Annotated in this window: 18 protein-coding genes; all 18 read right to left on the reverse strand. The window is 58.2% G+C overall.

All coding sequences use genetic code 11. The annotated features are described in order from the left end of the window. Positions 1-7: 7 nt before the first annotated feature. Entirely contained in the window at positions 8-3838 is a 3831-nt protein-coding gene (locus ABD837_RS20485) for a hypothetical protein (RefSeq protein WP_345058326.1), read from the reverse strand. A 321-nt stretch (positions 3839-4159) separates the two neighbouring features. Then, complete coding sequence (locus ABD837_RS20490; RefSeq protein WP_345058328.1) at positions 4160-8062, reverse strand: sensor histidine kinase; 3903 nt, start codon at positions 8060-8062, stop codon at positions 4160-4162. A 179-nt stretch (positions 8063-8241) separates the two neighbouring features. After that, positions 8242-8568 carry a DUF983 domain-containing protein gene (locus ABD837_RS20495; protein WP_345058330.1) on the reverse strand — a complete coding sequence of 109 codons (327 nt, stop codon included), beginning with the start codon at positions 8566-8568 and terminating at the stop codon, positions 8242-8244. Between the two features lie 56 nt (positions 8569-8624). Continuing rightward, complete coding sequence (locus ABD837_RS20500; protein WP_345058332.1) at positions 8625-8879, reverse strand: hypothetical protein; 255 nt, start codon at positions 8877-8879, stop codon at positions 8625-8627. A 40-nt stretch (positions 8880-8919) separates the two neighbouring features. Then, entirely contained in the window at positions 8920-9495 is a 576-nt protein-coding gene (locus tag ABD837_RS20505; RefSeq protein ID WP_345058334.1) for a DUF420 domain-containing protein, read from the reverse strand. After that, on the reverse strand, positions 9479-10153 hold the full coding sequence (locus ABD837_RS20510; RefSeq protein WP_345058336.1) for a hypothetical protein: 675 nt from the start codon (positions 10151-10153) through the stop codon (positions 9479-9481). Before ABD837_RS20510 ends, ABD837_RS20505 begins: the two co-directional genes overlap by 17 nt. Before the next feature lie 3 nt (positions 10154-10156). Beyond that, on the reverse strand, positions 10157-10501 hold the full coding sequence (locus tag ABD837_RS20515; protein ID WP_345058338.1) for a cytochrome C oxidase subunit IV family protein: 345 nt from the start codon (positions 10499-10501) through the stop codon (positions 10157-10159). A gap of 88 nt (positions 10502-10589) precedes the next feature. Continuing rightward, the gene (locus ABD837_RS20520; protein ID WP_345058340.1) at positions 10590-11363 is read right to left on the reverse strand and encodes a cytochrome c oxidase subunit 3; all 774 of its coding nucleotides are present in this window, start codon (positions 11361-11363) and stop codon (positions 10590-10592) included. Between the two features lie 22 nt (positions 11364-11385). Then, complete coding sequence (locus ABD837_RS20525) at positions 11386-11970, reverse strand: cytochrome c oxidase subunit 3 (protein ID WP_345058342.1); 585 nt, start codon at positions 11968-11970, stop codon at positions 11386-11388. Between the two features lie 86 nt (positions 11971-12056). Continuing rightward, the gene (cyoE, locus tag ABD837_RS20530) at positions 12057-12908 is read right to left on the reverse strand and encodes a heme o synthase (RefSeq protein WP_345058513.1); all 852 of its coding nucleotides are present in this window, start codon (positions 12906-12908) and stop codon (positions 12057-12059) included. A 66-nt stretch (positions 12909-12974) separates the two neighbouring features. After that, positions 12975-14108: a COX15/CtaA family protein gene (locus ABD837_RS20535; RefSeq protein ID WP_345058344.1), complete on the reverse strand. Its 1134-nt coding sequence runs from the start codon at positions 14106-14108 to the stop codon at positions 12975-12977. A 132-nt stretch (positions 14109-14240) separates the two neighbouring features. Further along, on the reverse strand, positions 14241-16136 hold the full coding sequence (locus tag ABD837_RS20540) for a cytochrome c oxidase subunit I (protein WP_345058346.1): 1896 nt from the start codon (positions 16134-16136) through the stop codon (positions 14241-14243). Positions 16137-16159: 23 nt separating this feature from the next. After that, complete coding sequence (locus ABD837_RS20545) at positions 16160-17230, reverse strand: cytochrome c oxidase subunit II (protein WP_345058348.1); 1071 nt, start codon at positions 17228-17230, stop codon at positions 16160-16162. A 99-nt stretch (positions 17231-17329) separates the two neighbouring features. Further along, complete coding sequence (locus ABD837_RS20550; protein ID WP_345058350.1) at positions 17330-18640, reverse strand: quinol:cytochrome C oxidoreductase; 1311 nt, start codon at positions 18638-18640, stop codon at positions 17330-17332. Positions 18641-18642: 2 nt separating this feature from the next. Further along, positions 18643-19413, reverse strand: a complete 771-nt coding sequence (locus ABD837_RS20555; RefSeq protein WP_345058352.1) for a c-type cytochrome — start codon at positions 19411-19413, stop codon at positions 18643-18645. A gap of 2 nt (positions 19414-19415) precedes the next feature. Beyond that, a complete protein-coding gene (locus ABD837_RS20560) occupies positions 19416-19940 on the reverse strand; it encodes a DUF3341 domain-containing protein (RefSeq protein WP_345058354.1) in 525 nt (174 codons plus the stop codon). Beyond that, positions 19933-21390 (reverse strand): NrfD/PsrC family molybdoenzyme membrane anchor subunit, encoded by a 1458-nt coding sequence (gene nrfD / locus ABD837_RS20565; protein ID WP_345058355.1) that lies wholly within the window; start codon positions 21388-21390, stop codon positions 19933-19935. The genes ABD837_RS20560 and nrfD overlap by 8 nt, the downstream gene beginning before the upstream one ends. Positions 21391-21400: 10 nt before the next feature. Next, entirely contained in the window at positions 21401-24412 is a 3012-nt protein-coding gene (locus ABD837_RS20570; RefSeq protein ID WP_345058357.1) for a TAT-variant-translocated molybdopterin oxidoreductase, read from the reverse strand.

The raw sequence follows: 24412 nt of genomic DNA on the forward strand, positions 1-24412 counted from the left end.
CCCGGTCCTAAAACAGCACGGCCACCTGCATGCGCCCGGTGTGCACGGTGTTGAGGTTGCTGGCTTTGCGGCCGTCGTAGGCCAGCGTGATGTTGAGGCCGTTGCTGAGGCGCTGCTCCACGTTCAGGTTCCAGGTGAAGTTGCTGCCGGGGCGCAGGGCGTTGAGGATTTCGATGGCAACCACCGAGTTGAGGGCGGCCGGGTCAGCATCGAATTTCACGCGGGTATAGTGCGTGGCGGCCGACACGGTACGCTTGCTTACCTGGCTCAGGCGGGCTTCGAGGCCGAGGTCGTCGAAAATGCCAGGATGAGTTTCGGCGGGCGTGGGAGTGGGCAGCGTGGGCAGGGTGGTGAGGGTGTTCTGCTTTTGGGTGTGGGCGTAGGTACCGGTGAGGCGCAGGCTGGGCGTGGGCTGGTAGCTGATTTCGGGCTGCACGGTGTAAATCAGCAGGCGGTAGTTGCGCGTGACGAGGTAGTTGCTGGTGGCCTCGCGGATGTCGCGGGCGGCCGTGAGGCGGCCCGTGAACGTGGTGGCCAGCGTGCGGCGCAGCAGTAGACTCTGGGTGCTGAGGTTGCGCAGGTCGAAGCCCTGCACGAGCTTAGTTTTCTGCTGGGTTTGCTGCACGGTGAGCTCGGCCCCAAAAATGGGATTCGAGCGATTGAAGTACAGCGTATTGCGAAACAGCTGATTAAAGGCCAGCAGCTGGTCGTCCTCCTTATCGAAGCTGAAGGGGCTGAGGCGTTTGAGCACGCCTGGGTCGGTGGTGCGGCGGTCGACGGTGATGCTGGTGAGCGTGGCGAAGCGCGAGGCCACCGCGCGCCAGCCGCCGGCCTCGCGCCAGCCGCGCGGAGCCGCCGTGGTGAGGCGGTAAGCCAGCCGGTTGGTGTAGGCCGTGACGTAGTCGTTGGTCGGCAAATACACCTTGATGTAGGTGCGGTACTGCGCGTCGGGCGTTTGGGCTTCGAAGAATTCGTCCTTGTCCTGCGCACCGTTTTTGTTGAGGTCGCCGGCGTAGTAGTGCGTGCCCTGCCCGGCCGGCACGGCCAGAAACGAGTAGTCGCGCTTGAGCTCGCGGCCGGTGGCAATGCTGTAGTTCAGCTCCGAGCGCACCTGGTTTTGCAGCAGCCCCACGTTGTAGAACAGCTGCCCCAGCACCGTGCGGTTACGGGCCAGGCCCAGCGAGTCGAGGTCGCGGTAGGTGCCCAGCACGCGCACGTCCTGGTTTTTGCCCAGGCGCGAGGCCAGCGTGCCCTGCCAGGTTTGGGCGGTACCGCGCCGTTGCAACTGCGTCTGCTCGCGGTTAGGGGTTTGGTCGCGCCGGTAGGTGTAGTCGAGGCGGAACTGGGTGCGGGCCGAGTCGCGGCTCTGAATAAACATGTCGTGCTCGTCGAAATAGTTGGCTGACCGGATGGTGTCGGTACTGGCCGAGCTCACCAGATTTTTATCGAAGCGGTAGGCGTAGCCGGGCACGATGCGGCCGCCCACGTAGCGGCCCGTGGCCTCGCCCCGCGCCCAGTTCGAGTTGAACCGCCCGGCCTGCGAGTTCAGCAGAAACAGTGAGCCGCGCATCTGCAGGTTGCCCACCTGCTGGGCCGCGTCGAGCCAGTGCTGCACGCCATTCACCTCGCCGGGCCGGAAGCGGCGGCTCAGGCGGTAGTTCACGCTGTTGTTCACATCACGGCTGGCCCCCAGGCTGAAGTTGAAAATATTGTCTTCGCGGGCTACGGCCGCCGCGCCCACGTTGGCCGTGTTGCTCACGTTGCTCCAGTTGCGGTCGAACTCGATGTCGCGGTAGCGGTCAATCGGCGCGAAGCGCTTGCCCGTGTACTCGTAGTCCATGGTCGAGCGCAGGCGGTAGCCGCGCAGCACGCCAGCCGCCAAGGCTTCGGGCAAGCGGCGGTCCTGCACCACGTAGCCTACCCGAAAAGCGCCGTCCTGGTCGCTCACCGGCGAAAAGCGGTTGCGGTCGAGCCGCGAGCGGGCCGCATCCACGAATACCGTCGTGCTGCTGTCCACCTGCAGACTAATGCCCACCGTGGCCAGCTGCTTCAGCAGCGGCGTGGGAATGCGGCGCACGGGCAGGTAGCGGCCCTGGCCCGTGCCCACGAAGCGGTACACCCGGCCGTTGCTGGTCTGGTCGGCCGGGTCGGTCGAGAGGTTGTAGTCGCCCCCCTGGCCCACGTCGGTAAAGCGCACCGAGTACACGCCGCGCAGCGTGTCGGCCCCCACGGCTCGGCTGAACTGGCCGGTGGTGGGGTCGCGCCGGTACAGCACCTGCGTGCGCGAGTAGCCCACCGAGTCGCCGCCCGCTACTTCGGCCACGGCCACGTTACCGGCGCGGCGCAGCTTTTTTAGCACGGTGGTATCGTTCAGGTTCAGGTTGAGGGCGTTGTTGGGATTGTCGGCTTCCTGGTAGAAGTTGCCGTGTACGCTCAGCCGGCCCAACTGCTGGTAGTGGCTGGCGGCCACCAGCGAGCGCGAATAGTTGAGGTCGGAATACTCAAAATCAATCTTGATGCGCGAATTGCGCGTGATGAGGTGGCGCGGCGTGAACGTGACTTCAGCCAAGTTGTAGTCGATGGTGTAGTCGGCGTCGAAGCCCCGGGTTTGCAGGCGGCCATCGAGGTACACCTTTTCCGAATTGGCGAGCACAATGATGAACTGCTCGCCATTGGGCCCGTTGAGGCGGTACGGCCCCTGCACGTTCTCAATCGGCGGCACGTCGAGGCTGGCAAATTTGCCCTTCGCCACCCCGCCCGCTACGGCGGTGGACGAGCGCCACACCACGCCCTTGCGCACGCCGCTGCTTGTCACGGTGGTGCCAGCCAGTGGGGCTTGGTCGCCCAACGGCAGCGGCGGGGCCACACCGGGCACCTGCCGGTTGGGGTCGGTAAGCTGGGGCTGGCTGATGGCGGGCGGGTTGAGCGTGGCCGGCGAAGGGCCCGCAATGCCGCCGCCCGGCACCTGCCCGGCCACGCCGTTCAGGAAGGTGGCATTGGCCACGCCCTGGGTTGCGCCGTAGCCCGCCAGGCCCACGATGGGCGGCCCAAAATTGGCCTCGGCCGCTGCACCCTGGATGTTTTTGTAGTAGCGCAGGAAGTAGTCGGGCTTGTTGCGCAGCACCACGTCGCCGGCCGTCAGGTTCCAGATGGGGTTGATGAGCGTGAGGTAGATTTTATCGAACTGCTGCAGCTGCTGGGTATTACCCTCCGGTTGAAACGGCACGTTTTGGTCCGAAATCGCAGCGGTGAGCTGGATGTTTTCGGCCAGCTGCCCTTCCAGCTGCAGGTTCAGCGCCGAGTTCACAAACACGTTCTGGGTGTTGCCAAAGCTCAGCCCGCGCGATAGATTGCCCGTTTTGCTGATGCCCGGCGTGTTCAAAATCTGCTCCTTCACCGAGAAATCCTCGAACCGCATCGCACCCTGCCGAAACCCAATACTGTCCATCAAGCTGCGCGGGCGCCGGAAGCGCGCCGCCGTGAGGCGCAACGGCAGCACCCGGTAGCACACCAGCAGCGAATCGGGCCGACCTGCGCCGCTGCTGTCGCGCGGAGCGGGCCGCACCCAGCGGTACCGCTCCGTGCGGCCGTCGTAGTCGAGCCCGCGCCCATTGGCCAGTACCGATGATGGCACGATGGTCAGCGTGTCCGTCAGCGTGAAGCTCGTGGTGTCGCGCCCGGGGGCCAGTCGCACCCAGCGGCAGCGGCGTGTGCTGGGCGGTAGGGCTTCGCCGGTTTTTGCCGGCCTCGTCTGCGCCCGCACTTCCGCTTTCACCAAAAGCAACGCCGCCACGAGCAGGCCCACCAGGGGGAAGCACAGACGGAAGCGACGAATCATGCGGTAAAGGTCGGGGTTAGCAGGCGCACAACGCACCAGCGGAGAACTTTGGTGCCCGGCCCCGTTTAGCCGCTTGCCACTGGTTCCGGACGCCTTGCTGCCGCCGCTCCACCACTTGCCGGTGGCATGTAACGACTTGCCGCGCCTTCTCCACTACTTGCCGGGGCCTTGTAACGCCTTGCCAGAGATTATTCGCGACTTACCGGGGCCTTGTAACGGCTTGCCGGGGCTAATCCACCACTTGCCGGAGTTCTGTAACGGCTTGTCGGACCTTTGCAACGACTTGCCAGGGCTTTGTAACGACTTGTTGCCAGCGCCCGGCTACCCCGCCAGCGGCAGTTCGATAAAAAAGTCGGTTCCCTCCCCTACCCGCGTCTCAAACCAGATTTTGCCGCCGGCACTCTCAATGCCCCTTCTGGCCACGGCCAGCCCGATGCCCGAGCCGGTTTCCTTGGTCGTGAAGTTGGGCACGAAGACTTTCTCGCGCACATCGTCGGGAATGCCCGCGCCGTTGTCGCGAATGGCCACGCGCACGCTGCCGGCTCCCACGTACCCCAGCGAAACGTCGATATGCGGGGCGCGGTCGGCCGGCACTGCCTGGCGGGCGTTTATCAACAGGTTATTGAAGGTGCGCACCAGCAGGCTCTCGTCGGCATACACGGTGTAGCGGCCGCTTTCGGCATCGGCTGGCAGGTGCAGGTCGAGGGCGCCGTCGTCGGTATCGGGCTGGTGCAGGGCCGTGCAGCGCCGCAGAATCTCGGCCACGTCGAGGCGCTCGGGGCGCATGGCCGGCAGGTTGGTGAAGGTGCTGAAGCTGGTGGCAATGTCGCTCAACACGTCAATCTGAGTGATAAGCGTCTGGGAAATGCGACCAATCAGCTCTTCCGAATTGGGCCGGCGCTCGGCAATGGCCTTCTGCAGGAACTGCAGGCTCAGCTTCATCGGCGTGAGCGGGTTCTTGATTTCGTGGGCCACCTGGCGGGCCATTTCGCGCCAGGCTGCTTCTTTTTCCTGCGCTGCCAGCTCGCGCTTACTGGCCTCGAGCTTGGTGAGCATGGCGTTGTACTCGCGCACCAGCAGGCCAATTTCGTCATCCGAGCTGCGGTAGTCGAGCAGCTCGTTTTCGCCCGTGAGCGTGGTCTGGGTCAGCTTTTCGGTGATGAGGGTGAGCGGGGCCGTGAGTTGCCGCGCCGCTACAAATGCCAGCCCCAGGAAAATCAGAAACATCAGCGTGAAGATGTTCAGAATCGTGGTAAACAGCTCGGTAAGCTTGGTATCCAGGGCTTTCTCCGAGTCGAAGAAGGGAATGCCAACGTACCCCAATATGGGCCCGGTAGCCATGTCCATTTCGTCGGCCGACGAACCATCATCGTCTAATGACGAGTTAACCGAATAGTTGCCCGTCTTATTGTTTGTTGCGCCAGCCGGGCCATGTCCCAGGGCGTGGCCCGCCAGGTCGGCGACCACAGCTTCGTGCGCGCCGGCCCGCACCGGCAGGTACAACGAATTGAACGAGAGCGAGCCCGCCTGCTCTGTGAGCAACGCGCGGGGGCGGTTGCGCTCACGCAGCGCCACCACCGCTTGGGGGTTCAGCAGTGGGCCCAGCAGGCCGGCATCAAAAATCAGCGGCTGGCTACTGGACAGCAGTTCGCCGTGGGCATCGTAGAGGTTGAGGTCGGTTTCGGTGAGGGCAGCCACGTTCTTGGCCAGCGCCGTCAGGGTGGGCCGCGCTGTGCTGTCGGAGAGCAGGTGGCGCTGCCGGCGCAGGCTTTCCAGCGCCAGCTGGCCGCGCCGCTCGTAGGTGCGGGCCAGGTCGCGCTTGTACGAAGCAATAAGCTGGCTGGCCGTGGCCACACTCACCACCAGCAGCGGCACCACAATGCCCACGTTCAACAGCAACTGAATACGGGTACTGAAATTGAGGCGCGGCAACGCACGGTCGCGCACCAGTAGCCCCACCGCACCCAGTACCAGCCAGAAACTGGCCGACAGCAGAAATTGAAACGAAAAGTTAGCCAGCCAGTCGCCCACCGAATACGTGGCCGTCGTTACCAACACGGTGCGGCCGAGGGAACCGCGCACCCCGAAGTGTTGGTAGCCCTTGCGCGTGAGGCCGGTGGCATAGAGGCGCGGGTCGGTGAGCAAGTCGGCGGGCAGTCGGTTGGCGTAGTCGAAGTCGCCCTCGCTATACACCAGCTGCCCGCGGTTGTAGCCGGCGTAGCTGAGCTCGGTGGCCAGCCCGGGCTCGAAGAACTTCTGGTCGACCAACAGCTCGGGCAGCACGCTGTAGGGAGTTAGCTTTTTTAGGGCCAGCTCCACGCGTACTGCCCCCAGCGGCAGGCCAATACCATTCACCCGCTGCCCCGGCACGGTGATGTAAGCCACGTAGCGCCGCGAGCCAAACGGGTTGTCCGACTGCATCAGAAATACCCCAGCTTGCCCAGTGGCCGTTGCTGTCCGGGCCGTGTTGATGCGGGCAGCTAGCAGACTGGGGGTTCCCGGAATCGCGCCCACGGCGTCGCCAGGAGCATCGTATAAGGTGATGTTGCTTTCGTATTTATCGAAATATTGGCTCAGGTATTGCCGAGCAATACGCTCACGCACCGCGTCGGTGTTGCTGAATGCAGCAGTCAGTGACCTCCGCACAAAGGGGTCACTCGCGATTTTGCGCATCTGCTCACTCAACAAATACTCTCCCTGAAAGTCGTTATCGATGAGCAGGTTGCCTGCCAGCCGTTGTTTATCGACCAGCAGCTGTTTCTCGAAATGCTCGTAGAGGGCCAGCGCCCCCGTGGCCGAAGTGAGGGCCAGCAGCAACACCACCAGTACTGAGGCCTGGTAACTGCCTCGTCCAGGGGCGGCCCGCAGGTTCACGGCCCGCACCAGCGCGGCAAATAGCAGTAGCACGCCCGTCAGCAGCAGCCGCGGCTCGCCCACCGCCAGCCCGGTTCCCAACACCGGCAGCGCCGCGGCCAAAGGGGCCCACAGCAGCACCCGGCGCGGCACGTGGCGCAACAAAGCACCGGCCACCTGCGTCAGGCCAAACAAACCCGTGAGCCAAGCGGCGGTGTGCAGTAGCACGGCCAAGCCCAGCATCACCCAGAACCCACTAGGCTGCACGTTGCGGCTCACGTCGAGGTTGAGCTGTGAGCTACCAAAAGCAGTGCTGTAGTACCCAAACAGCAGCCCCAGCCAAGCTGCGAAGGCAACGCCGATAGCGGCAGCGGCTAGTAATTGCCCCTGCCTTGAGGCCGGAGCTGGCACACGGCTCGGCACGTTGTAACGACGCCATAGAGCCACGCCGCCGGCTGCCACCAGCAGGGCCAGCAGCGCTTCTAGCAACAGGTCGCCTAACGAAGGTGCCCACCACGCGGCCGCGTACACCCGTGGGTCGAACAAGGGGAGTTCGATGAATGAGTAAGGCAGCCCCAGAAACACCAGCACCGCTCGCAGCAGCACCAGTGGCAGCACCAGCACCAGCACGGCACTTACCGCACGGCCAGCATGCCACCAGCGCCGGGCCAGTAGCAGCCAGGCGGCTGCATATAACAAACTTCCCAACGCCAGCAGCCCCAGTGGCACGTATTGCCCGGTGAGCGGGTTGGGCTGAATTCGCCGAATCGAGAACAGGTAACGCCCATCGCCAGCTTCGAACCGCGCCAAGCCAGGAGCCGGATTTTCCCCTACAATTTCGAGTTCCAGCCCCCGAAACAACGCCTGCTCACCGCCCTCTCGCAAGTAGCGGTTGTTGATGCGGTAATGACGCTTCAGCGGCAAATACATTAGTATCAGAAACCGGCCGGCCGGCCGCCGCAACTGCACAAAGTTCCCCAACGGCGTCTCAATCAGCCGCTCTGCTACTGCAGGGGCCGTTTCCGTTTCGGGCCGCAAGGTGGCGTCGGACCAGTAGCGCAGCACACCGTTTTCCAGCACGCAGGTCGGGTAGGTCGTTTCGGCCAGTAGTTGCTGAAAACTGTACGGGCCGTGCTGCAGTTGCATGGCCACGGTGTCGGCTTCGCGGCGGGCAATGGCTTCGGCGTTGCGCACGAGCTGCTGCAAATGAGCTACGTCGGTGCGCTGCACCACGCCCGGGGCCTGGCCGTAGCGGCTGGCCAGGTAGCCACCGCCAAAGCACAGCACTGCCGCCAGCAATAGCAGCCACGGCAGCCGCTGCCGCGTGGTTGCCGAAAGAATAGCCGGAGATAGGCGAAAGGGAGCGCGCAAGAAAGCGGGTATCAGGTCAGGAATCGGGCGGAAAAGGGCTGTCCGCTCAAAGAAAGCCAGTAAGCACTAAAAAGGCACTATACATGGCGGAGCGGCCCGGGCAGTATCTCGACAAATTCCAGGCCCAATAAAAAATGCTGCCCGAAAGCAGCATTCAAATCAACCCATATGCTTGCAAGCTAAGATGATAAATAGCGTGGGTCGAAATGCGCCCCACCAAAGCCGTAAAGCATCACCGCCCGCGAATAACGAAACAGCAGCGGCGTCACAACAAGCACTGCAGCGGCTACTGTCAGCACGTATACCCACAGGGGCGGGTCGTTGGCGAAGTAGTTCAGCAGAAAGCCGATACTCAGCAAGATACCCGTCGAAAACCCCGAGCTGATGTACATGGCCCCGTAGTAGAAGCCGGGCTCAGGTTCGTAGGCATAGCGGCAGTGCGGGCACTCAGCCGGCATGTCCATAAACTTCCAGCTCAAAGCCCCGTGCGTAAAGAGCTTGCCCATGTGGCAGCGCGGGCATTGCAACTTCAGGAGTGCCCGCATTGTGCCAGGCACAGCCATTAAGCGTTGGCTTTCTTCGGGTGCGTGCGACGATACCAGAAGTAGCCCACCGCGCCCATCAGAATATATGGCACGGTCATCATGTACACGATGCCCTTGTTGAGGCCGGCCACGTCGTAGTCGTCGCGCTCCTGCCGGGCAGCTTCCACCTGTGACTTACACATGGTGCATTGTGCCTGAGCCGCCAGCGGGGCCAAGCTCAGCAACAGGCCCACGAGCAGGGCAAAAGCAGTGGTAAAAAAGGTCTTTTTCATAATTAGAGCAACACCAGGGCCGCGGCAAAGTTTCTCAACATCAGGTATAGTACGGCGAAATCATGAAATACACGATAACGCCAGTTACTGACACGTACAGCCACACCGGGAACGTCCAGCGAGCAATGGCTTTGTGCTTGGTGTATTGCCCCGTAAGGGCAAAATAGAGCGTAAACAGCACCAACCCTACCGTGACGACAGCCAAGCTAATGTGCGTGAGCAGCAGAAGGAAGTAAATCGTCCGGATAGTGCCCTCGCCGCCAAAATGCGTGCTGTCTACTTGCGAATGGTAGGCCACGTACGAAAGCAAAAACAGGCCGCCCAGTGCAAAAGCCGTCCCCATCGAAGCACGGTGAGCCAGTACATTCTTCTGTCGAATAAAGTAGAACCCAGCCAGTAGTGCTACCGCCGTCAACGAGTTCAACACCGCATTGAGAGCTGGCAATGACTTGAGATAAGGTGCCGAGCCCGCAATCTGGAAGGCACCTTTATAGTAAAACAGGACGGCTACTAGTAGGGGCACCACCACCCCCAGCGTGCCAAGGATGATTTTGTAGCGCGTATAGTCGCCAGGAGCCAGCACGGGCGGGTGCAATTGTTCAGTGGGGGTGTTCATAGTCGTAAAGCTGCACGGTTACTTCCGTGAGTAAGCGGTCAATTTCGCGCCCATCGGTACCGTCATAAATACCGCGCACGCGGCGCTGCTTGTCGATTAATAACAGCCGACCGGCTGGGATGTTGGCTGTGAACACAGCCCCGGGCAGGCGCTTAGGGTCCGTCGTAAGCCGAAACTCGCGTTGGGTGAGTTGGTGCAGCGTATCGGCTGGGACAGCCAGGAGAAACCACTTGCCGGCAATCGTGCCATACTGTTCGGCCAGTTTCGAAAGGCTAGCCGTGTTGGAAGCGGTGGGGTCGAGCACAAACGTCACGAGCTTCACACGCGGCTCGTGCCGGAATTTCTCCTGCACCCGCAACAATTGGCGAGCCACTAGGGGACTGGCAGCATCATCGGCAAAAAACTGCGCGATGTACAGGCCTTGGCTTAACTCTTGGCTACTGACTTCGCGGCCGGTCGAAGCCAACAACTGGAACGGAGCGATTTGGTGGAAAACAGTATCGCGCTGCCACTTCCCGCCAACCTGTGTGGAATCCACACGGTCGGGCAGGTAAGTTGGCAGCGCGTAACGGTTTGTGCCGAAGCGGTACAGAAACAAAAAGGCCAGTACCGGCACCAATAGCAGCAGCCCCAGCAAAAGGGTTTGGCGGGGCCGCATCCGCTATTTAAACATGTTTTGCAGGACTTCGCCCATGAACGAACCCTCCGTGATGAGGGCCACTAGTAGCCAAACCAGCAGCGTTACCGGCACCATAATGGTCCAGATAAGGCCTTTGGTCTCGTGCTTCAAGTGCATGAACTCGGCCACAATGAAGAAGGCCTTGAGAATGGTGAGGCCGATGAAAATGCTGTTGCGCAGCGTGCTGGGGTGCATCAGGAACACGAACACGAATTCGATGGCCGTGATGGCCACCAGAATGCCGAAGGTTTTCCAAATCCAAGCGGTGTTCGGCTTGGCGATTTCGCCGGGAGCAAGCGTGTGCTCGGTAGTTGCGTGAGAAGCCATTTGAAGAGAATTATAACTAATGAGTTATAGATGCTGGACTGACAGTTTTGCCAAACCCAGAATCATAATTCAACCTTTATACGTGAGATTAAACGAGGTAGAAGAAGGTGAATACGAACACCCACACCAAATCTACAAAGTGCCAGTAGAGGCCAATTTTCTCAATCATCTCGTAGTGGCCGCGCTTTTCGAACGTGCCGTTGGTGGTGGCAATAAAGCACCACACCAGCAGGCAGACGCCCGAGAATACGTGCGTGCCGTGGAAGCCGGTAATGAAGAAGAACAGGTCAGCGAAAAGCACTGGCCCGTATTGGTTCATGTGCAGGTTGGCACCGAAGAACTTGGTGCCGTCGGCCATAATGGTGGGCTCAACGTGGCCGTTGATGAAGTGGCCCCACTCCCAAGCCTGACTGCCCAGGAAAGTAGCGCCAAACAGGATGGTCCAGAGGAGCCATTTCTGCACATCGGCTTTGTCCATGCGGTGGCCGGCCTCAACAGCCAATACCATGGTTACCGAACTCAGAATCAGAATCATGGTCATCAGAGCCACGAAACCGAGCGGAACGTTGGCGTGTCCCATGCCTGGAAAAGCATTGAACACATGGTCCGGAATAGGCCACCAACGCGTGCTGAAAACGAAGTCTTTGGCTTCGCCGGTAAATACCTCGTGCTTATGGCGAATCATGCCATAGGTAGTGAGGAAGGCAGCAAAGGTGAAAGCGTCAGACAGCAGGAAGAACCACATCATCAGCTTGCCGTAGCTCGCTTTGAAGGGTTCGTTGCCGCCATCCCAGTTGCCGGTGCGTGGGGCGTCGAGGGTGGCAGAAGCAGCGGTGGGCTGCAAAGTGGTCGGTTGGGACATAGCGGACAGCGTAACGTCGAATTTAGTGGTTCAAAAGTAAGAACAAATACAGGTACAGCCAAAGGCCGCCCAGGAAGTGCCAGTACAAGGTGGCGTTGCCAATGGAGAGCATAGCGCGCGAATGCACCTGATAATTAAGCGTCCGCTTCAGTACCACGGCCAGAAAAATAAGGCCAGTAATAAGGTGAAAAGCGTGCACGCCCATGAGCACGTATACGAACGAACCGGAAGGATTGGCATCGGCCCCGCCGAAATACGTGTTGCCCGCCACCAAATCGCCAAAGCTGTAGTACTGTCCCACCAGGAAGGCTAAGCCTAGCACCAAGGTGATAATCAGGCCAGTTTTTGCACGACCGATTTCGTCCTTGCGAGCGGAGAAAAAGGCCCACTGCATAGTGGCACTGCTGAGCGCAATGAGGATGGAATTGATGAGCAGCGAGGCGGGCAGGTCGAACTCGCGCCAGTTGCCTTCGTCGCGGCGCACGATGTAACCGCTGGTGAAAGCCGCGAACATCATCACGATACTGAAAATGAGGAGGATAAGAAGCACACGCTTGGGGTGCCAGCCTAGTCCGGTTTCCTTCTCGGCTAAAATCTCGGGAGTCATAATTATGATGAATTGGTAATCGTAAGAGTCAATGAATTTCCAGCCGGAGCCGAAAGCACCCACTGTCAATCATTAACAATTAATAGCTAGATTTTGTCCAGTACCAAGGCAATTTGTACGATGGGTAAATAGAGAAACGAGGCGAACATGATGCGTAGCGCCGCCTTGCGCGACTGCGTGCGCATGAGCTGCACCGTGAGTAACAAAAACAGGATACCAGCTACCACAGCCACCAAGGCCGAGACGCGGCCCGCGATATTAAATTCCAGCGGCAGCAGGCTCAACGGGATAAGCAGCAACGTGTAGGTCATTATCTGAAAGGCCGTGCGCAAGTCGCGATTGCCAGGCGAGGGCAGCATCTTGAAGCCGGCCCGTTTGTAGTCGTCGTCGGCGACCCAGGCAATGGCCCAGAAGTGTGGAAACTGCCACATAAACTGGATGCCGAACAACACCCACGCCTCAACACCAATGTAACCCGTTGCAGCCACCCATCCAATGAGAGGCGGCAATCCGCCGGGAATAGCGCCTACTGCTACACAGATGGGCGAAATCGTTTTGAGCGGCGTGTAGATGAAGCCGTAAAGTATGAGTGAGAGCAACGACAGGCCCGCCGTGAGGGGGTTGAAGTAGTACCAGAGCAGCGCCAGCCCGGTTACGCCCAGCAACACGCAGAATACCCATGCTTCGGCCGGCGAGAGCACGCCTGTGGGAAGTGGCCGCTTGGCGGTGCGGGTCATCAGCTTGTCGAGTTCCCGCTCGTGCACCTGGTTGATGATGTTCGCCGAGCCCGTTACGAGCAGCCCACCCAGCATCACCAGCAACGCGCGGCTCCAGCTCAGCTCATGCACCCCCAGCATGTAGCCGATGGCACTGGAAAACGCCACCGTGAGCGAAAGCCGGAACTTGAGCAGTTGAAAATAGGCGCGGGCCTTCACCATCAATACCTGTGTTTTATAGGCCGTAAGCACCGGCTCTGGAGTCCAGCCCTCAACGGGGCCGCAAAGTTACGCAACAACCCGCCGGGCAGCATCCGAAGGCGCAATAGTTTCCCGACCTTTTCGGGCGCGGGCTACCGCCAGCAGCATCAGAAACTGAGCACCAAACAACACGGTAGCCAAGGTGAGGTGCACCGGCTGCACGGCCGGTGGTAACGCAAATGAGGCTAATACGATGCCCGCCACAATCTCCAACCCGATAATGCCCAGCGTAGCCGTAACCAGTCGTTGTAGCCACGTAAGGCTTAATTGCCACAATTCGTAGCCCACATATACATTCACGAGCACCACTACCGCCGACATCGTACGGTGCAGGCTAAATACGCTGCCCAGCTTGCTAACCCAGGTTTCGCGCCCCAGGTAATCGGCCGCGGCCGAAACGATATCAACCTGCTCGCGCACTTGTGTGCCCAGCACAATTTGCCAGAAAGTGAGTAGCAGCGCCGCCCATAGCCACACTTGTAGCGAAAGTGCTGGCCGCTGTATGGTTCGAGCTTGCACGAGGTTATCATCAGTTTCCAATGATGCCCTCCTCCCCCACTGCGCCCGGTCCACGGCATAGAGCAACAGCGCCACAATTACCAAAGCCAGCGCCATGTGTACCGTTACCATTACCGGGAGCAAGTTGGTCGATACTACTAGCGACCCCAAGTAGCCCTGCACCCCAGTGAGTAAAAATGAAGCCAGCGCCAGCCAGAAAATCGTGCGGTCGCGCCGCCAATACGGCAGCGCAAATACCACCGTCAGAAACACAAACACTCCAATAAGCGCACCCAGCAACCGGTTCACATATTCAATCCAGGTTTTCACCGGGTTAAAGTCGGTTTCGATATATTGCGTGGGATGGGCGAAGATGCTGCCTGCTACCTGCGCGAAACCCATTTTTTGCAGCGTACGGGCCAGCTTCTGGTTCTTGGCCACGCGCTGAGCAGTGTATACCTCTTTGTAATCGGGCGACAGTTGGCTGGCCTCGGTGGGTGGTACCCACTGCCCGAAACACTTGGGCCAGTCGGGACAGCCCATGCCACTGCCGGTACTACGCACCACGCCACCTACCAGTATCAGCAAGTAAACGGCTACTACTGTGAGAATGCCGAACGAGCGAAACCGGCGCAAGGCCGCAGTATTTAAATTATTCTCCATTCTTAAAAGTCGGTTGCTACTGCACCCATTTGATAACAACCATCCCTTGCAAATGGTGATGAAAGTAGCAGGCTAAAAAAAACGGGCCGCCGGTGAGGCGGCCCGTTCGGGGACTTTGCTTGTATCGACACCTTAGTCGGCTAGCTCCTGCTCATAGGGCAGGTTCGACGACTGCGTTTGCGAGTACGGTACGTTTTGTGGGATGAAATCCACTTCCGAACCGGGCTTGCTGTAATCGTAGGGCCAGCGGTACACGGCGGGAATTTCGCCGGGCCAGTTGCCGTGGCCGGGCTCAATGGGCGTGGTCCACTCTAGCGTGGTCGAGTTCCAGGGATTCTGGGTAGCGCGACGGCCGCGGAAGATGCTGTAGAAGAAGTTAAAGATGAAGATAAACTGACCCAGGAAGGCGATGATGGCCGCAATCGAGATGAACTTGTTCATATCGGCAAATTGCGAGAACGCATCGAAGCCAGTCCAGGCGTAGTAACGACGGGGGAAACCGGCGATGCCTACGTAGTGCATCGGCATGAACACCAAGTACACACCCACGAAAGTCAGCCAGAAGTGGATGTAGCCCAGCTTCTCGTCCATCATGCGACCAAACATCTTCGGGAACCAGTGGTACACGCCGGCAAATAGGCCGAAGAAGGCGGAGCTACCCATTACCAAGTGGAAGTGAGCTACCACGAAGTAAGTGTTGTGCATCTGAATATCCAAGGTCGCGTTGCCGAGGATAATACCCGTCAAACCACCCGAAATAAACAGCGACACAAAACCAATCGAGAAAAGCATAGCGGCCGTGAAGCGGATGTTACCGCGCCACAGCGTGGCCAGCCAGTTGAACACTTTCACGCCCGATGGCACAGCGATGATCAGCGTCAGGAACATGAATACCGAGCCCAGGAAGGGGTTCATGCCGGTTACGAACATGTGGTGAGCCCACACGACGAACGACAGCAGCGAAATGCCAATCAGCGAGCCAATCATGGCGCGATAGCCGAAGATGGGCTTGCGGGCATTGGTAGCCAGTACTTCCGACACCATACCCATGGCAGGCATAATCACAATGTACACCTCGGGGTGACCCAGGAACCAGAACAAGTGCTGGAACAATACCGGCGAACCGCCTTGGTTGCTCAGTGCCTGTCCGGCAATGTAGATATCCGATAGGAAGAACGAAGTCCCGAACGAACGGTCGAACACCAGCAGTAAAGCGGCCGAGAACAGCACCGGAAACGACAGGATGCCGAGGATAGCCGTGAGGAAGAAAGCCCAGATGGTAAGCGGCAGCTTGCTCATGCTCATGCCACGGGTACGCAGGTTGATAACCGTTGTCACGTAGTTAACGCCACCTAGCAGCTGCGATACAATGAAGAACACCATACTCACCAGCCACAGCGTCATGCCCGCGCCGGAACCGGGAATGGCTTGCGGCAGCGCGCTCAACGGCGGGTAGATTGTCCAGCCCGCAGAAGCTGGGCCCGTCTCAATAAACAGCGACGAGAACATGACCACGCTGGAAATGAAGAAGAACCAGTACGACAGCATGTTCATAAAGCCCGAAGCCATATCGCGGGCACCCACTTGCAGCGGAATCAGGAAGTTCGAGAACGTACCCGATAGACCGGCCGTGAGCACAAAGAACACCATGATAGTGCCGTGCATCGTCACAAGGGCGAGGTAGAACTCAGGGTTGAGCTTACCGGCTTCAATCCAGTGACCGAGTACAGGCTTCAGCCATTCCATCGTGCCCTCGGGCCAGCCGAGCTGCAAGCGGAATAAGCTCGACAGCGTACCCCCGATGATAGCCCACAACATACCCGTAATCAGGAACTGCTTGGCAATCTGCTTGTGGTCTTGGCTGAACACGTACTTCCACAGCCAATGCTGGTCATGATGGTCGTGCTCATGGTCTTCGTGGTGCAGCAGGTGGTCACCATGCTCCACAGTCGGCACCGGAGCGGAGCCAACGCCACCCTGCGCTTGCACGCTGGGCGATAGATTTGGTTTGGGTGTCAGGTCTGACATAGCAGGATACCTTTTGTATGTAGTTAGTTAGAAGCTGCCAGGGGCATAGGAGCAGCCTCTACTTCGGGCGCAGCCGCTACGGGAGTAACCATCGTTTTGGCTTTCTGTTTGAAGGCGGCCATTACTTCGGGATTCTTTTGTGAGAATGATTGCTGCGCGGCGTACCAGTTCTGGTAATCATCGGGCTCATCTACAATCACCGTCGCTTTCATGGCGAAGTGGCTACCACCGCAAAGCTGGTTGCAAGCCAGTTCATAATTGAACTTGGGGTTGCCCAGTTTGGCGCGCATTTCATCGGTTGTCGTGGTTGGCGTGAACCAGAAGCGGGTCGGCATCCCGGGTACCGCGTACATCTGCACGCGGAAGTGGGGCATGTACACGGCGTGCAGTACATCGCGCGAGCGAATCTTAATCAGCACCGGCACGCCCTTGGGCACGTGAATTTCGTTGGTCGTGAAGTCATCCAGAGCCGACTTGTCGCTCAGGTCGAAGCCCCACTCATTCACCGCATCAATCATGCGGTAGTTGATAACACCCAGCTTCATGTCGCGACCGGGGTAACGAACAAGCCAGTTGAATTGCTTGCCCATTACTTCCACAACCACCGAATTTTTCGGGGCCGGACCAGTGATGCGCGTCCAAGCTTTCCAGCCGGCGAAAATCAGCGAAGCCATCACGATAGCCGGGATGATGGTCCAGATAACTTCGATTTTATTGTTGTGGGAAAAGAAATAAGCCCGACGGCCTTCCTTGTGCTGATACTTATAAGAATACCAGAACAGAAGAGTCTGCGTGATGGCAAACGCAACTCCAATCACCGCCATCGTGGTCCAGAACATAGTTTCCATCTTGTGACCGTGTACCGAAGCAATGGGTGGGTTCATCTTGTTGAAATTCTCAACAAACGAATACGCGAACCAAGCACCGCCTCCAATCAGGAACACCATCATCAGGATAGCATTCACACTATTGCTTACCCCGATGTCGCGAGTGAAAGAACCCGAGAAAATCGAAGTAAATATCTGTAGGCGATACAGCAGGCCGAACACGACCAACAGCAGCACCAGCACCAGTAAAATGGTTAGAGCAGTCATTGAGTTTGTAGTAGTGAGTACTGAGTATCAGGCATCAAGCAGTAGCTAAGCGTTAGCAAGCTGCCTTGCTACTTAATACTGCATCCTGAAATCTAAACCTTAGGTGGTGTGGTGCACACTTTCGTCGAGGAAGGGGTGATTCACGGGCACCAGCGAAGCCGAAGCCAGACGGCGGGTGAATACAATCAGGAATGCGCCGAGGAAAATTGCAGCAATGCCAATCTCAATCAAGAACCCATTTTCGCCGCGCAAAGTTGCCGGCATCAGCATCAAATAGAAGTCGGACCAGTGACCGCACAGAATGGCAACGCAAACGATTTTCATCATAATCATCTGGCGTTTGGCATCACGCGTCATCAGTGCCAGGAAAGGGAAAACGAAGTTGATGGCGATGTTGAAAAAGAACATAAAGGTGTAACGTCCTTCAAATCCACCAAGGCGCTGGTTGTAGTACACTGCTTCTTCGGGAAGGTTTGCGTACCAAATCAGCATGAACTGGGCGAACCACACGTAAGTCCAGAAGATGCTAAAACCGAACATCAGCTTGCCCAAATCGTGGATGTGGCTGGAGTTTAAAGCACGCAGGTAGCCATTTTGTTTCAGTATAATAGCTGTGAGGGCAATGGCAGCAATGCCCGATACCCACCACGAGGCGAATACATACCAGCCAAACATGGTGCTGAACCAGTGCGTGTCAACCGACATCACCCAATCCCATGCTGCCATGGACGAAGTCACCGCGTACAGAACGAGGAACAGAGCTGAAGCCGTGATGCTTTTGTGGAACCAGTAGGTACCGCCGTTCAAGTCTTCCGCGAGCGAGAGCTGACGCAACTTCCAGCTGAAGGCAGCCCAGATTACGAGGTAGCTCACCATACGAATCACGTAGAAAGGCAGATTCAGAAAACCTTCTTTGCCTTTTATAATGGCATCGAAGTGCTCCGACTTTGGGTCCATAATACCATCGTGCGTCCAGTGGAAAATATCGTGACGGCCCACGAAGAACACAATGAGCATCACCACACCGCCGGGAATTACCCAGGCGCTCAGGGCCTCAGAGATACGCTTTACAACTACCGACCACCCAGCATATGCCACGTAGTTGATAGCCATGAACACGGTACCAATGGCAGAAACGCCAAGGAAGAACAGATTGCTATGCCAAAGGCTTACCAAAATGCGCTTGATGAGCACTGAGTGGCCTTCTTCGTGGGTAGCGCCATGCGCGGCTGCCGCGTGGCCAGCGGCTTCGCCATGCTCAGCTGCGCCCCAGCCCATTACCTGGGCGAGAATGCCCACAACGAGCAATACTACGCCGGCAACGATGATGGTGATAAAAGTTTTACGGGCGCCATCCGTAACAACGAGCTGTTCAGCCGTGGCGCTTTCGTGGTGCGTCAGAGTTGCCATAGTTATTTGTTGCCGGGAATATGGGTCACGCCAGAACCGTTGGGCGAAACGGCGCCACCTTGGCCGGGAGTTTCGGAAGCTTTGTTGGCTTGCGCCTGCCCTACCGGTGCAGTATTGGTAGGGTCCGTAGTTTCAGTCGAGTCGCTGGTTACCGTGCTGGTTGGGCCTTTGGCCACCAGTTTGCTCAGCGCATCTGGGCCTTCGCCACGTTGGAGCACCCGCACATACATGGCGATTTTCCAACGCTCCTCCGGATTTACGATGGACCCGTGGGGCATCATGCGGTTGCGGCCCCACTGGATGACGTGGTAGATGTGACCATCATTCATGGTTTTGTAGGCACCAGCCGAGTAATTCGGCACACCCTTGTACTTGACACCTACAAGGCCTTGGCCATCACCTTGCTCTCCGTGGCAGTGCGAGCAAACACGTGTGTAGAGCACTTTGCCTTCTTCCAAATTGGCTTTGGTGTAGGCAAAAGGGTTGCGGAGTGTGCGCTCAGCTATCCTGACACTGTCCTTCGGGATATGGTCGAAGTAGTTAAGCTTGCCGCGGGGCACCGTACCGTTAGCCGGGGTACGCTGGTTTATGCCGAATGAGTTAACCGTGTTAAAGCTGGTTTGCTTAAGCGGTTCGTAGGGTATCGACTCGTACATCTCCGGGGCATATTCCACACCGGGGTCATTTCCATCGTGGGTACAGGCCGTGGTGGCCAGGCCCAAGGACAGCAGCAGCGCCGAAACGCGCAGGCTCAGGGTCAGCGGATGCGTCATTACTAGTTGGTCATTTCTTTTTGGTTGACTTCCGAAGCACCGTTTTCGCGGAGCAACTGGGTCAGCCGGGGAAACTGCGAGCTGGTTTCATCCAACTCGATGGCCATTACAAACTTGTCGTCGGTGGCACGTACGTCCATCACCGGTGTTTTGAAGCGCGGATAAAGACCCGTAATGGTGAAAAACGTGATGGCCATACCGTGGCAGGTGAAAAACACCGTGAGCTCGAACGCGACCGGCACGAAGGCCGGCAGGCTGATGTGCGGCTTACCACCGATAATCATCGGCCAGTCGAAACCCAGCATGTAAATCTGCATCCACAGCGCGAAGGCTAGGCCCGTCATGCCAAAAAAGAAGGCAGCAATAGGCAGGCGCGAACGCTCAATACCAAGCGCATCATCGATGCCGTGCACCGGGTAAGGCGAGAATACGTCGTAGATTTTCACGCCGGCGGCGCGCACATTTTCCACGGCGTGCAGCAGCACGTCTTCGTCTTCGAAGATGCCGAGGGCGAATTGCTTAGTCATGCTGGTTGTAGTTTACGGGAGCCGAGGCAGGGGCCCCGTGGATGGCAGGTTGATGGGCGTGGGCGTGAGCCGCTTTCTCGGGGTTGTAAGTCGGGCCGTTATCAACGGTGTACTTCAGGATGGTCTTTACTTCGGCCATGTTAATCACCGGGAAGAACTTGGCGAAGAGTAGGAAGAGTGTGAAGAACAAGCCGAGGGTACCTACATACAGGCCGATGTCTATAATCGAAGGCGAGAACATGGCCCAGCTCGACGGCAGGTAGTCGCGGTGCAACGAAGTCACGATGATTACGAAGCGCTCGAACCACATACCGATGTTCACGATGATGGACAGGACGAACGTGAGCGGGATGCTGTAGCGCACGCGGCGGAACCACACCAGCTGTGGCGTAATCACGTTGCAGGTCATCATCGCAGCGTAAGCCCACCAGTAGGGGCCGGTAGCACGGTTGATGAAGGCGTACTGCTCGAATTCTACCTGCGAATACCAGGCGATGAAGAACTCCGTGATGTAAGCCACACCCACAATGGAGCCGGTTACCATCATAATTTTGTTCATCAGTGCGATGTGCTCCAGCGTGATATAATCTTCGAGGCGGAATACCACCCGGGTAATCAGCATCAGGGTAAGCACCATGGCAAAACCCGAGAAGATAGCGCCAGCCACGAAGTAGGGCGGGAAGATGGTGGTGTGCCAGCCCGGTACCACCGAGGTAGCAAAGTCCATCGATACAATGGTGTGTACTGACAGTACCAGCGGGGTCGAAACACCGGCCAGAATCAGCGAAACGGTTTCGTAACGCGACCAAGCTTTGGCCGAGCCTTTCCAGCCGAAGCTCAACATCGAGTAGCTGAACTTGGCAATAGGGCCTTTGGCGCGGTCCCGAATCGAAGCGAAGTCCGGAATCAGACCGATATACCAGAACACCAGCGACACGGTGAAGTAGGTCGAGATGGCGAACACGTCCCACAACAAGGGCGAGTTGAAGTTAGCCCAGAGCGAACCCAGCGTGTTCTGGAACGGGAAAACGTAGAATGCCAACCACGGACGGCCCATGTGCAACACCGGGAACATGGCGGCGCAGATTACGGCGAAGATGGTCATGGCTTCGGCCGCGCGGTTGATGGAACTCCGCCATTTCTGACGGAACAGCAACAGTACCGCCGAAATCAGGGTGCCGGCGTGGCCGATACCTACCCACCACACGAAGTTGGTGATGTCCCAGGCCCAGTTAACGGTCTTGTTCAGGCCCCACTCGCCGATGCCGTACCAAACGGTGCGGTATACGGAGTAGAAGAAAATCCCCAAGAAAAACAGGGCTACGCTCAAGGCGGCCATCCAACGCAGGTTGGGTTTGGCTTCCACCTGGTAGCAGATGTCTTGCGTGACGTCGTGTAACGTCTTGCCGCCGGTTACGAGCGGCTCGCGTATTGCTGATACGTGCTGCATAAAGGGATAATTAAGCTTCTACTTCGGGGGCAAAAAATTCCGATTCGGCATTGCGAATCTTCGTCAGGTAGGTCACGTTCGGCTGCACGTTGATGGAGTCGAGCGAGTGGAAAGCGCGCTCGCCGTCTTCTCGGCGCAGCAACTGGCTGATGCGGCTCTTGGGGTCTTTCATATCACCGAACACGATGGCTTCGGTAGGGCACGACTGGGCGCACGCCGTTACAATCTCGCCATCCTTGGGACGACGCTTCTGCTTCTTGGCTTCGAGCTTACCGAGCTGGATACGCTGCACGCAGAACGAGCATTTCTCCATCACACCACGGGCACGTACAGTTACGTCCGGGTTCAGCACCATGCGGCCGAGGTCGGTGAACATGTGGCCGTTTACTACTTCGAACTTCTCGTTCGAGTAGTACGAGAACCAGTTGAAACGGCGCACTTTATATGGGCAGTTGTTGGCGCAGTAACGCGTACCAATGCAACGGTTGTAGGTCATCTGGTTGAGACCTTCGGTGCTGTGCGTGGTAGCCAGTACCGGGCATACCGTTTCGCAGGGCGCGTGGTTGCACTGCTGGCACATCATGGGCTGGAAGATAACCTGTGGGTTTTCCGAAGGGTCTTCCATGGCAGCATAGGTCGCCACCTTGCCTTTAGTGTCGAAGTCACTCTTGTGTGCATCGGAGCTGTAGTAGCGGTCGATGCGCATCCAGTGCATTTCGCGGCGGTTAATTACCTGCTGCTTGCCTACCACGGCGGTGTTGTTCTCGGTCTGGCAACCAATCACGCACGAGCCGCAGCCAATGCACGAGTTCAGGTCGACAGCCATGCCCCAGTGGTGGTTGTTGTACTGATAGTCCTGCCAGAGCGACACCTTACTAGGAGCTTCCAACCCATCGGGTGTGGAAACCTTCTCGTACTCCGTTACCTTTTTGGGGTCTTTTACATACTGCGCCAGGGTGCTTTCCTGCACCACCGGGCGGCGGTCCATCAGCGTGTGGTGCGTCTGAGTTTGAGCAATAGGCGAGGTAGCGCCGGTTTTTTCTAGCGTTACTACGTTTTGGTATTGAGTACCACCGTTGGCCATCATGGCCAGTGGGGCAGCGTTCTCCCCTACTTTGTCGCCGGCTTTGCCAGCCAGTGTGCGGCCGTAACCGAGCGCGATGCTCACCGTGCCATTGGTCTGACCGGGTTGAATAAGTACGGGCAGTTCGACGCTGTAGCTGTTGGCCGTTACTTTCAGCACGTCACCCTGCTCCCACTTCTGCTCGATGGCCATCTTGCGCGGCACAGCGATGTAGTTGCCCCAGGTTGCCTTCGATACAGCATCGGGCAGTTCCTGCAGGAACGGGTTGTTGGCTTCAGTACCAGCGGCACTGAGGCCTACTTTCTCGTAGAGCGCCAATTCAATGCCATTCGGCTTGGCGGCGTTGCCCAACTGCGAAGCGGCGGCGGCCGCACTCATGCCAGTCATGGCAGGGGCAGCGGCCAGAGCCGTACCCATCGTTACGCCATCGTGCACAACTTTATCCCAAGCGGCATCAGTCGGGGTGATGCCACGCCAGTTGGCACGGAGGTATCTGTAGTAAGTCGTATTGTTGCCAGCCCAGTGCAGGAGGCTTTCCTGGGCCTGGCGGGTAGCAAACAGCGGCGTAATTGCCGGCTGGGCTAAGCTGAGGTAGCCCCTTTTAGGCTCGAAATCGTTCCACGATTCCAACCAGTGGTTATCGGGCGCGGCATACTGGCAAAGGCTGCCGGTTTCGTCGAGACGGTCGTTGAGCGAAATGCTGAGGGCCACTTTGGCAATGCCACTCTTCACTTTCGCACCCAGCGGGTGGTTGTATACCGGGTTGGCGTTATAGAAAATCACGGCACCAACGGTACCGGCATTCATCTCATTCACAAGCGCTGCCATGCGGGCGTCGTCGCCCTGCCGCAGGTTGCTTGGTGCACCGCCAGTAGTAGTACCAGCATTGCCCAAAGCTTGGTTGATGGCCGTTACCAAGGCCTGAACAGCTGGGTCGTTGGAACCGGAAACAACCAGGCCAGCACTGCCAGCTGCTTTCAACTCGGCAGCAGCTTTACCCAGCGCTGTTTTCGTATCGGCACCAGCGCCATTCACAACGTGGTTGTAGATGGCCAATGCGTTAGCACCCATTTCCGACGGTTTCACCGGAATACGCACATCGGCGTTCGAGCCAGTGAGCGAGAGAGCTGTTTCAATCTGGATGTGGCGCGACATAGTACGCTTGGCGCTGCTCACCTTGCGGTTTATAACGTACTGCTTAGCGTACTCCACGGGCGAAATCCACGTACCGAGGAAGTCGGCACCGAGGCTCACGATGACGCTGGCCTTGCTGAAATCGTAACCTGGTACCACGCCGCCGTTGGCTTGCAACAGGGCCGAAGCCGAGTGCGCGTCGTACATCACGTGCGTGGTATTGGGGTAGCGGGCAGTGAATTCAGCAATAGCCTTCTTCGTGCTTGGACTGATAATCGTGTGCGATACGATAGCAATGCGTCCGGTCGTAGCAGCCAGCTTCTCACGGATTTCGCGGTCCACCTTCGCCATCTCGGCCTGTTTGCCTTTGATAGCGAAGTGCTGCAAACGGCCGCCATCGTAAAGGCTCAGTACGGCGGCCTGGGCACGGGCCGACAAACCACCTTTGGTGATGGGCGACTCCGGGTTTCCTTCGAGTTTAATCGGCCGGCCTTCACGGGTCTTCACCAGCACAGCGTTGTAGTCGGCGCCGGTGAAGTAGGTGGAAGCGTAGAAGTTCGAAATAGTCGGGTCGACTTCCTCAGGCTTGTTCAGGTATGGAATTGCCTTTCTTACCGGCGTTTCGCACGATGCCAGCACTGCGGCGCCAACACCAAAGCCCATCAGTTTGAGGAAATCGCGGCGAGGAGCCGACGTAGCATCGCTGCTCTCGTGGCTTTCCTTTACCGGCATGAATTCGGCAAAAGCCGATTGCATGAACTCCGGGGCGCTTTCCAGTTCCTCAATTCCTTTCCAGTACTTCAT

The sequence above is a fragment of the Hymenobacter glaciei genome (genome assembly GCF_039539585.1).
Classification (GTDB): domain Bacteria; phylum Bacteroidota; class Bacteroidia; order Cytophagales; family Hymenobacteraceae; genus Hymenobacter; species Hymenobacter glaciei.

Bases quoted from the DNA above. Each gene is read 5' to 3' on its own strand.
- ABD837_RS20485 (WP_345058326.1), bottom strand. From the start codon at position 3,838: ATGATTCGTCGCTTCCGTCTGTGCTTCCCCCTGGTGGGCCTGCTCGTG.
- ABD837_RS20495 (WP_345058330.1), bottom strand. From the start codon at position 8,568: ATGGGCAAGCTCTTTACGCACGGGGCTTTGAGCTGGAAGTTTATGGAC.
- ABD837_RS20500 (WP_345058332.1), bottom strand. From the start codon at position 8,879: ATGAAAAAGACCTTTTTTACCACTGCTTTTGCCCTGCTCGTGGGCCTG.
- ABD837_RS20505 (WP_345058334.1), bottom strand. From the start codon at position 9,495: ATGAACACCCCCACTGAACAATTGCACCCGCCCGTGCTGGCTCCTGGC.
- ABD837_RS20510 (WP_345058336.1), bottom strand. From the start codon at position 10,153: ATGCGGCCCCGCCAAACCCTTTTGCTGGGGCTGCTGCTATTGGTGCCG.
- ABD837_RS20515 (WP_345058338.1), bottom strand. From the start codon at position 10,501: ATGGCTTCTCACGCAACTACCGAGCACACGCTTGCTCCCGGCGAAATC.
- ABD837_RS20520 (WP_345058340.1), bottom strand. From the start codon at position 11,363: ATGTCCCAACCGACCACTTTGCAGCCCACCGCTGCTTCTGCCACCCTC.
- ABD837_RS20525 (WP_345058342.1), bottom strand. From the start codon at position 11,970: ATGACTCCCGAGATTTTAGCCGAGAAGGAAACCGGACTAGGCTGGCAC.
- cyoE (WP_345058513.1), bottom strand. From the start codon at position 12,908: ATGGTGAAGGCCCGCGCCTATTTTCAACTGCTCAAGTTCCGGCTTTCG.
- ABD837_RS20535 (WP_345058344.1), bottom strand. From the start codon at position 14,108: ATGGAGAATAATTTAAATACTGCGGCCTTGCGCCGGTTTCGCTCGTTC.
- ABD837_RS20540 (WP_345058346.1), bottom strand. From the start codon at position 16,136: ATGTCAGACCTGACACCCAAACCAAATCTATCGCCCAGCGTGCAAGCG.
- ABD837_RS20545 (WP_345058348.1), bottom strand. From the start codon at position 17,230: ATGACTGCTCTAACCATTTTACTGGTGCTGGTGCTGCTGTTGGTCGTG.
- ABD837_RS20550 (WP_345058350.1), bottom strand. From the start codon at position 18,640: ATGGCAACTCTGACGCACCACGAAAGCGCCACGGCTGAACAGCTCGTT.
- ABD837_RS20555 (WP_345058352.1), bottom strand. From the start codon at position 19,413: ATGACGCATCCGCTGACCCTGAGCCTGCGCGTTTCGGCGCTGCTGCTG.
- ABD837_RS20560 (WP_345058354.1), bottom strand. From the start codon at position 19,940: ATGACTAAGCAATTCGCCCTCGGCATCTTCGAAGACGAAGACGTGCTG.
- nrfD (WP_345058355.1), bottom strand. From the start codon at position 21,390: ATGCAGCACGTATCAGCAATACGCGAGCCGCTCGTAACCGGCGGCAAG.
- ABD837_RS20570 (WP_345058357.1), bottom strand. From the start codon at position 24,412: ATGAAGTACTGGAAAGGAATTGAGGAACTGGAAAGCGCCCCGGAGTTC.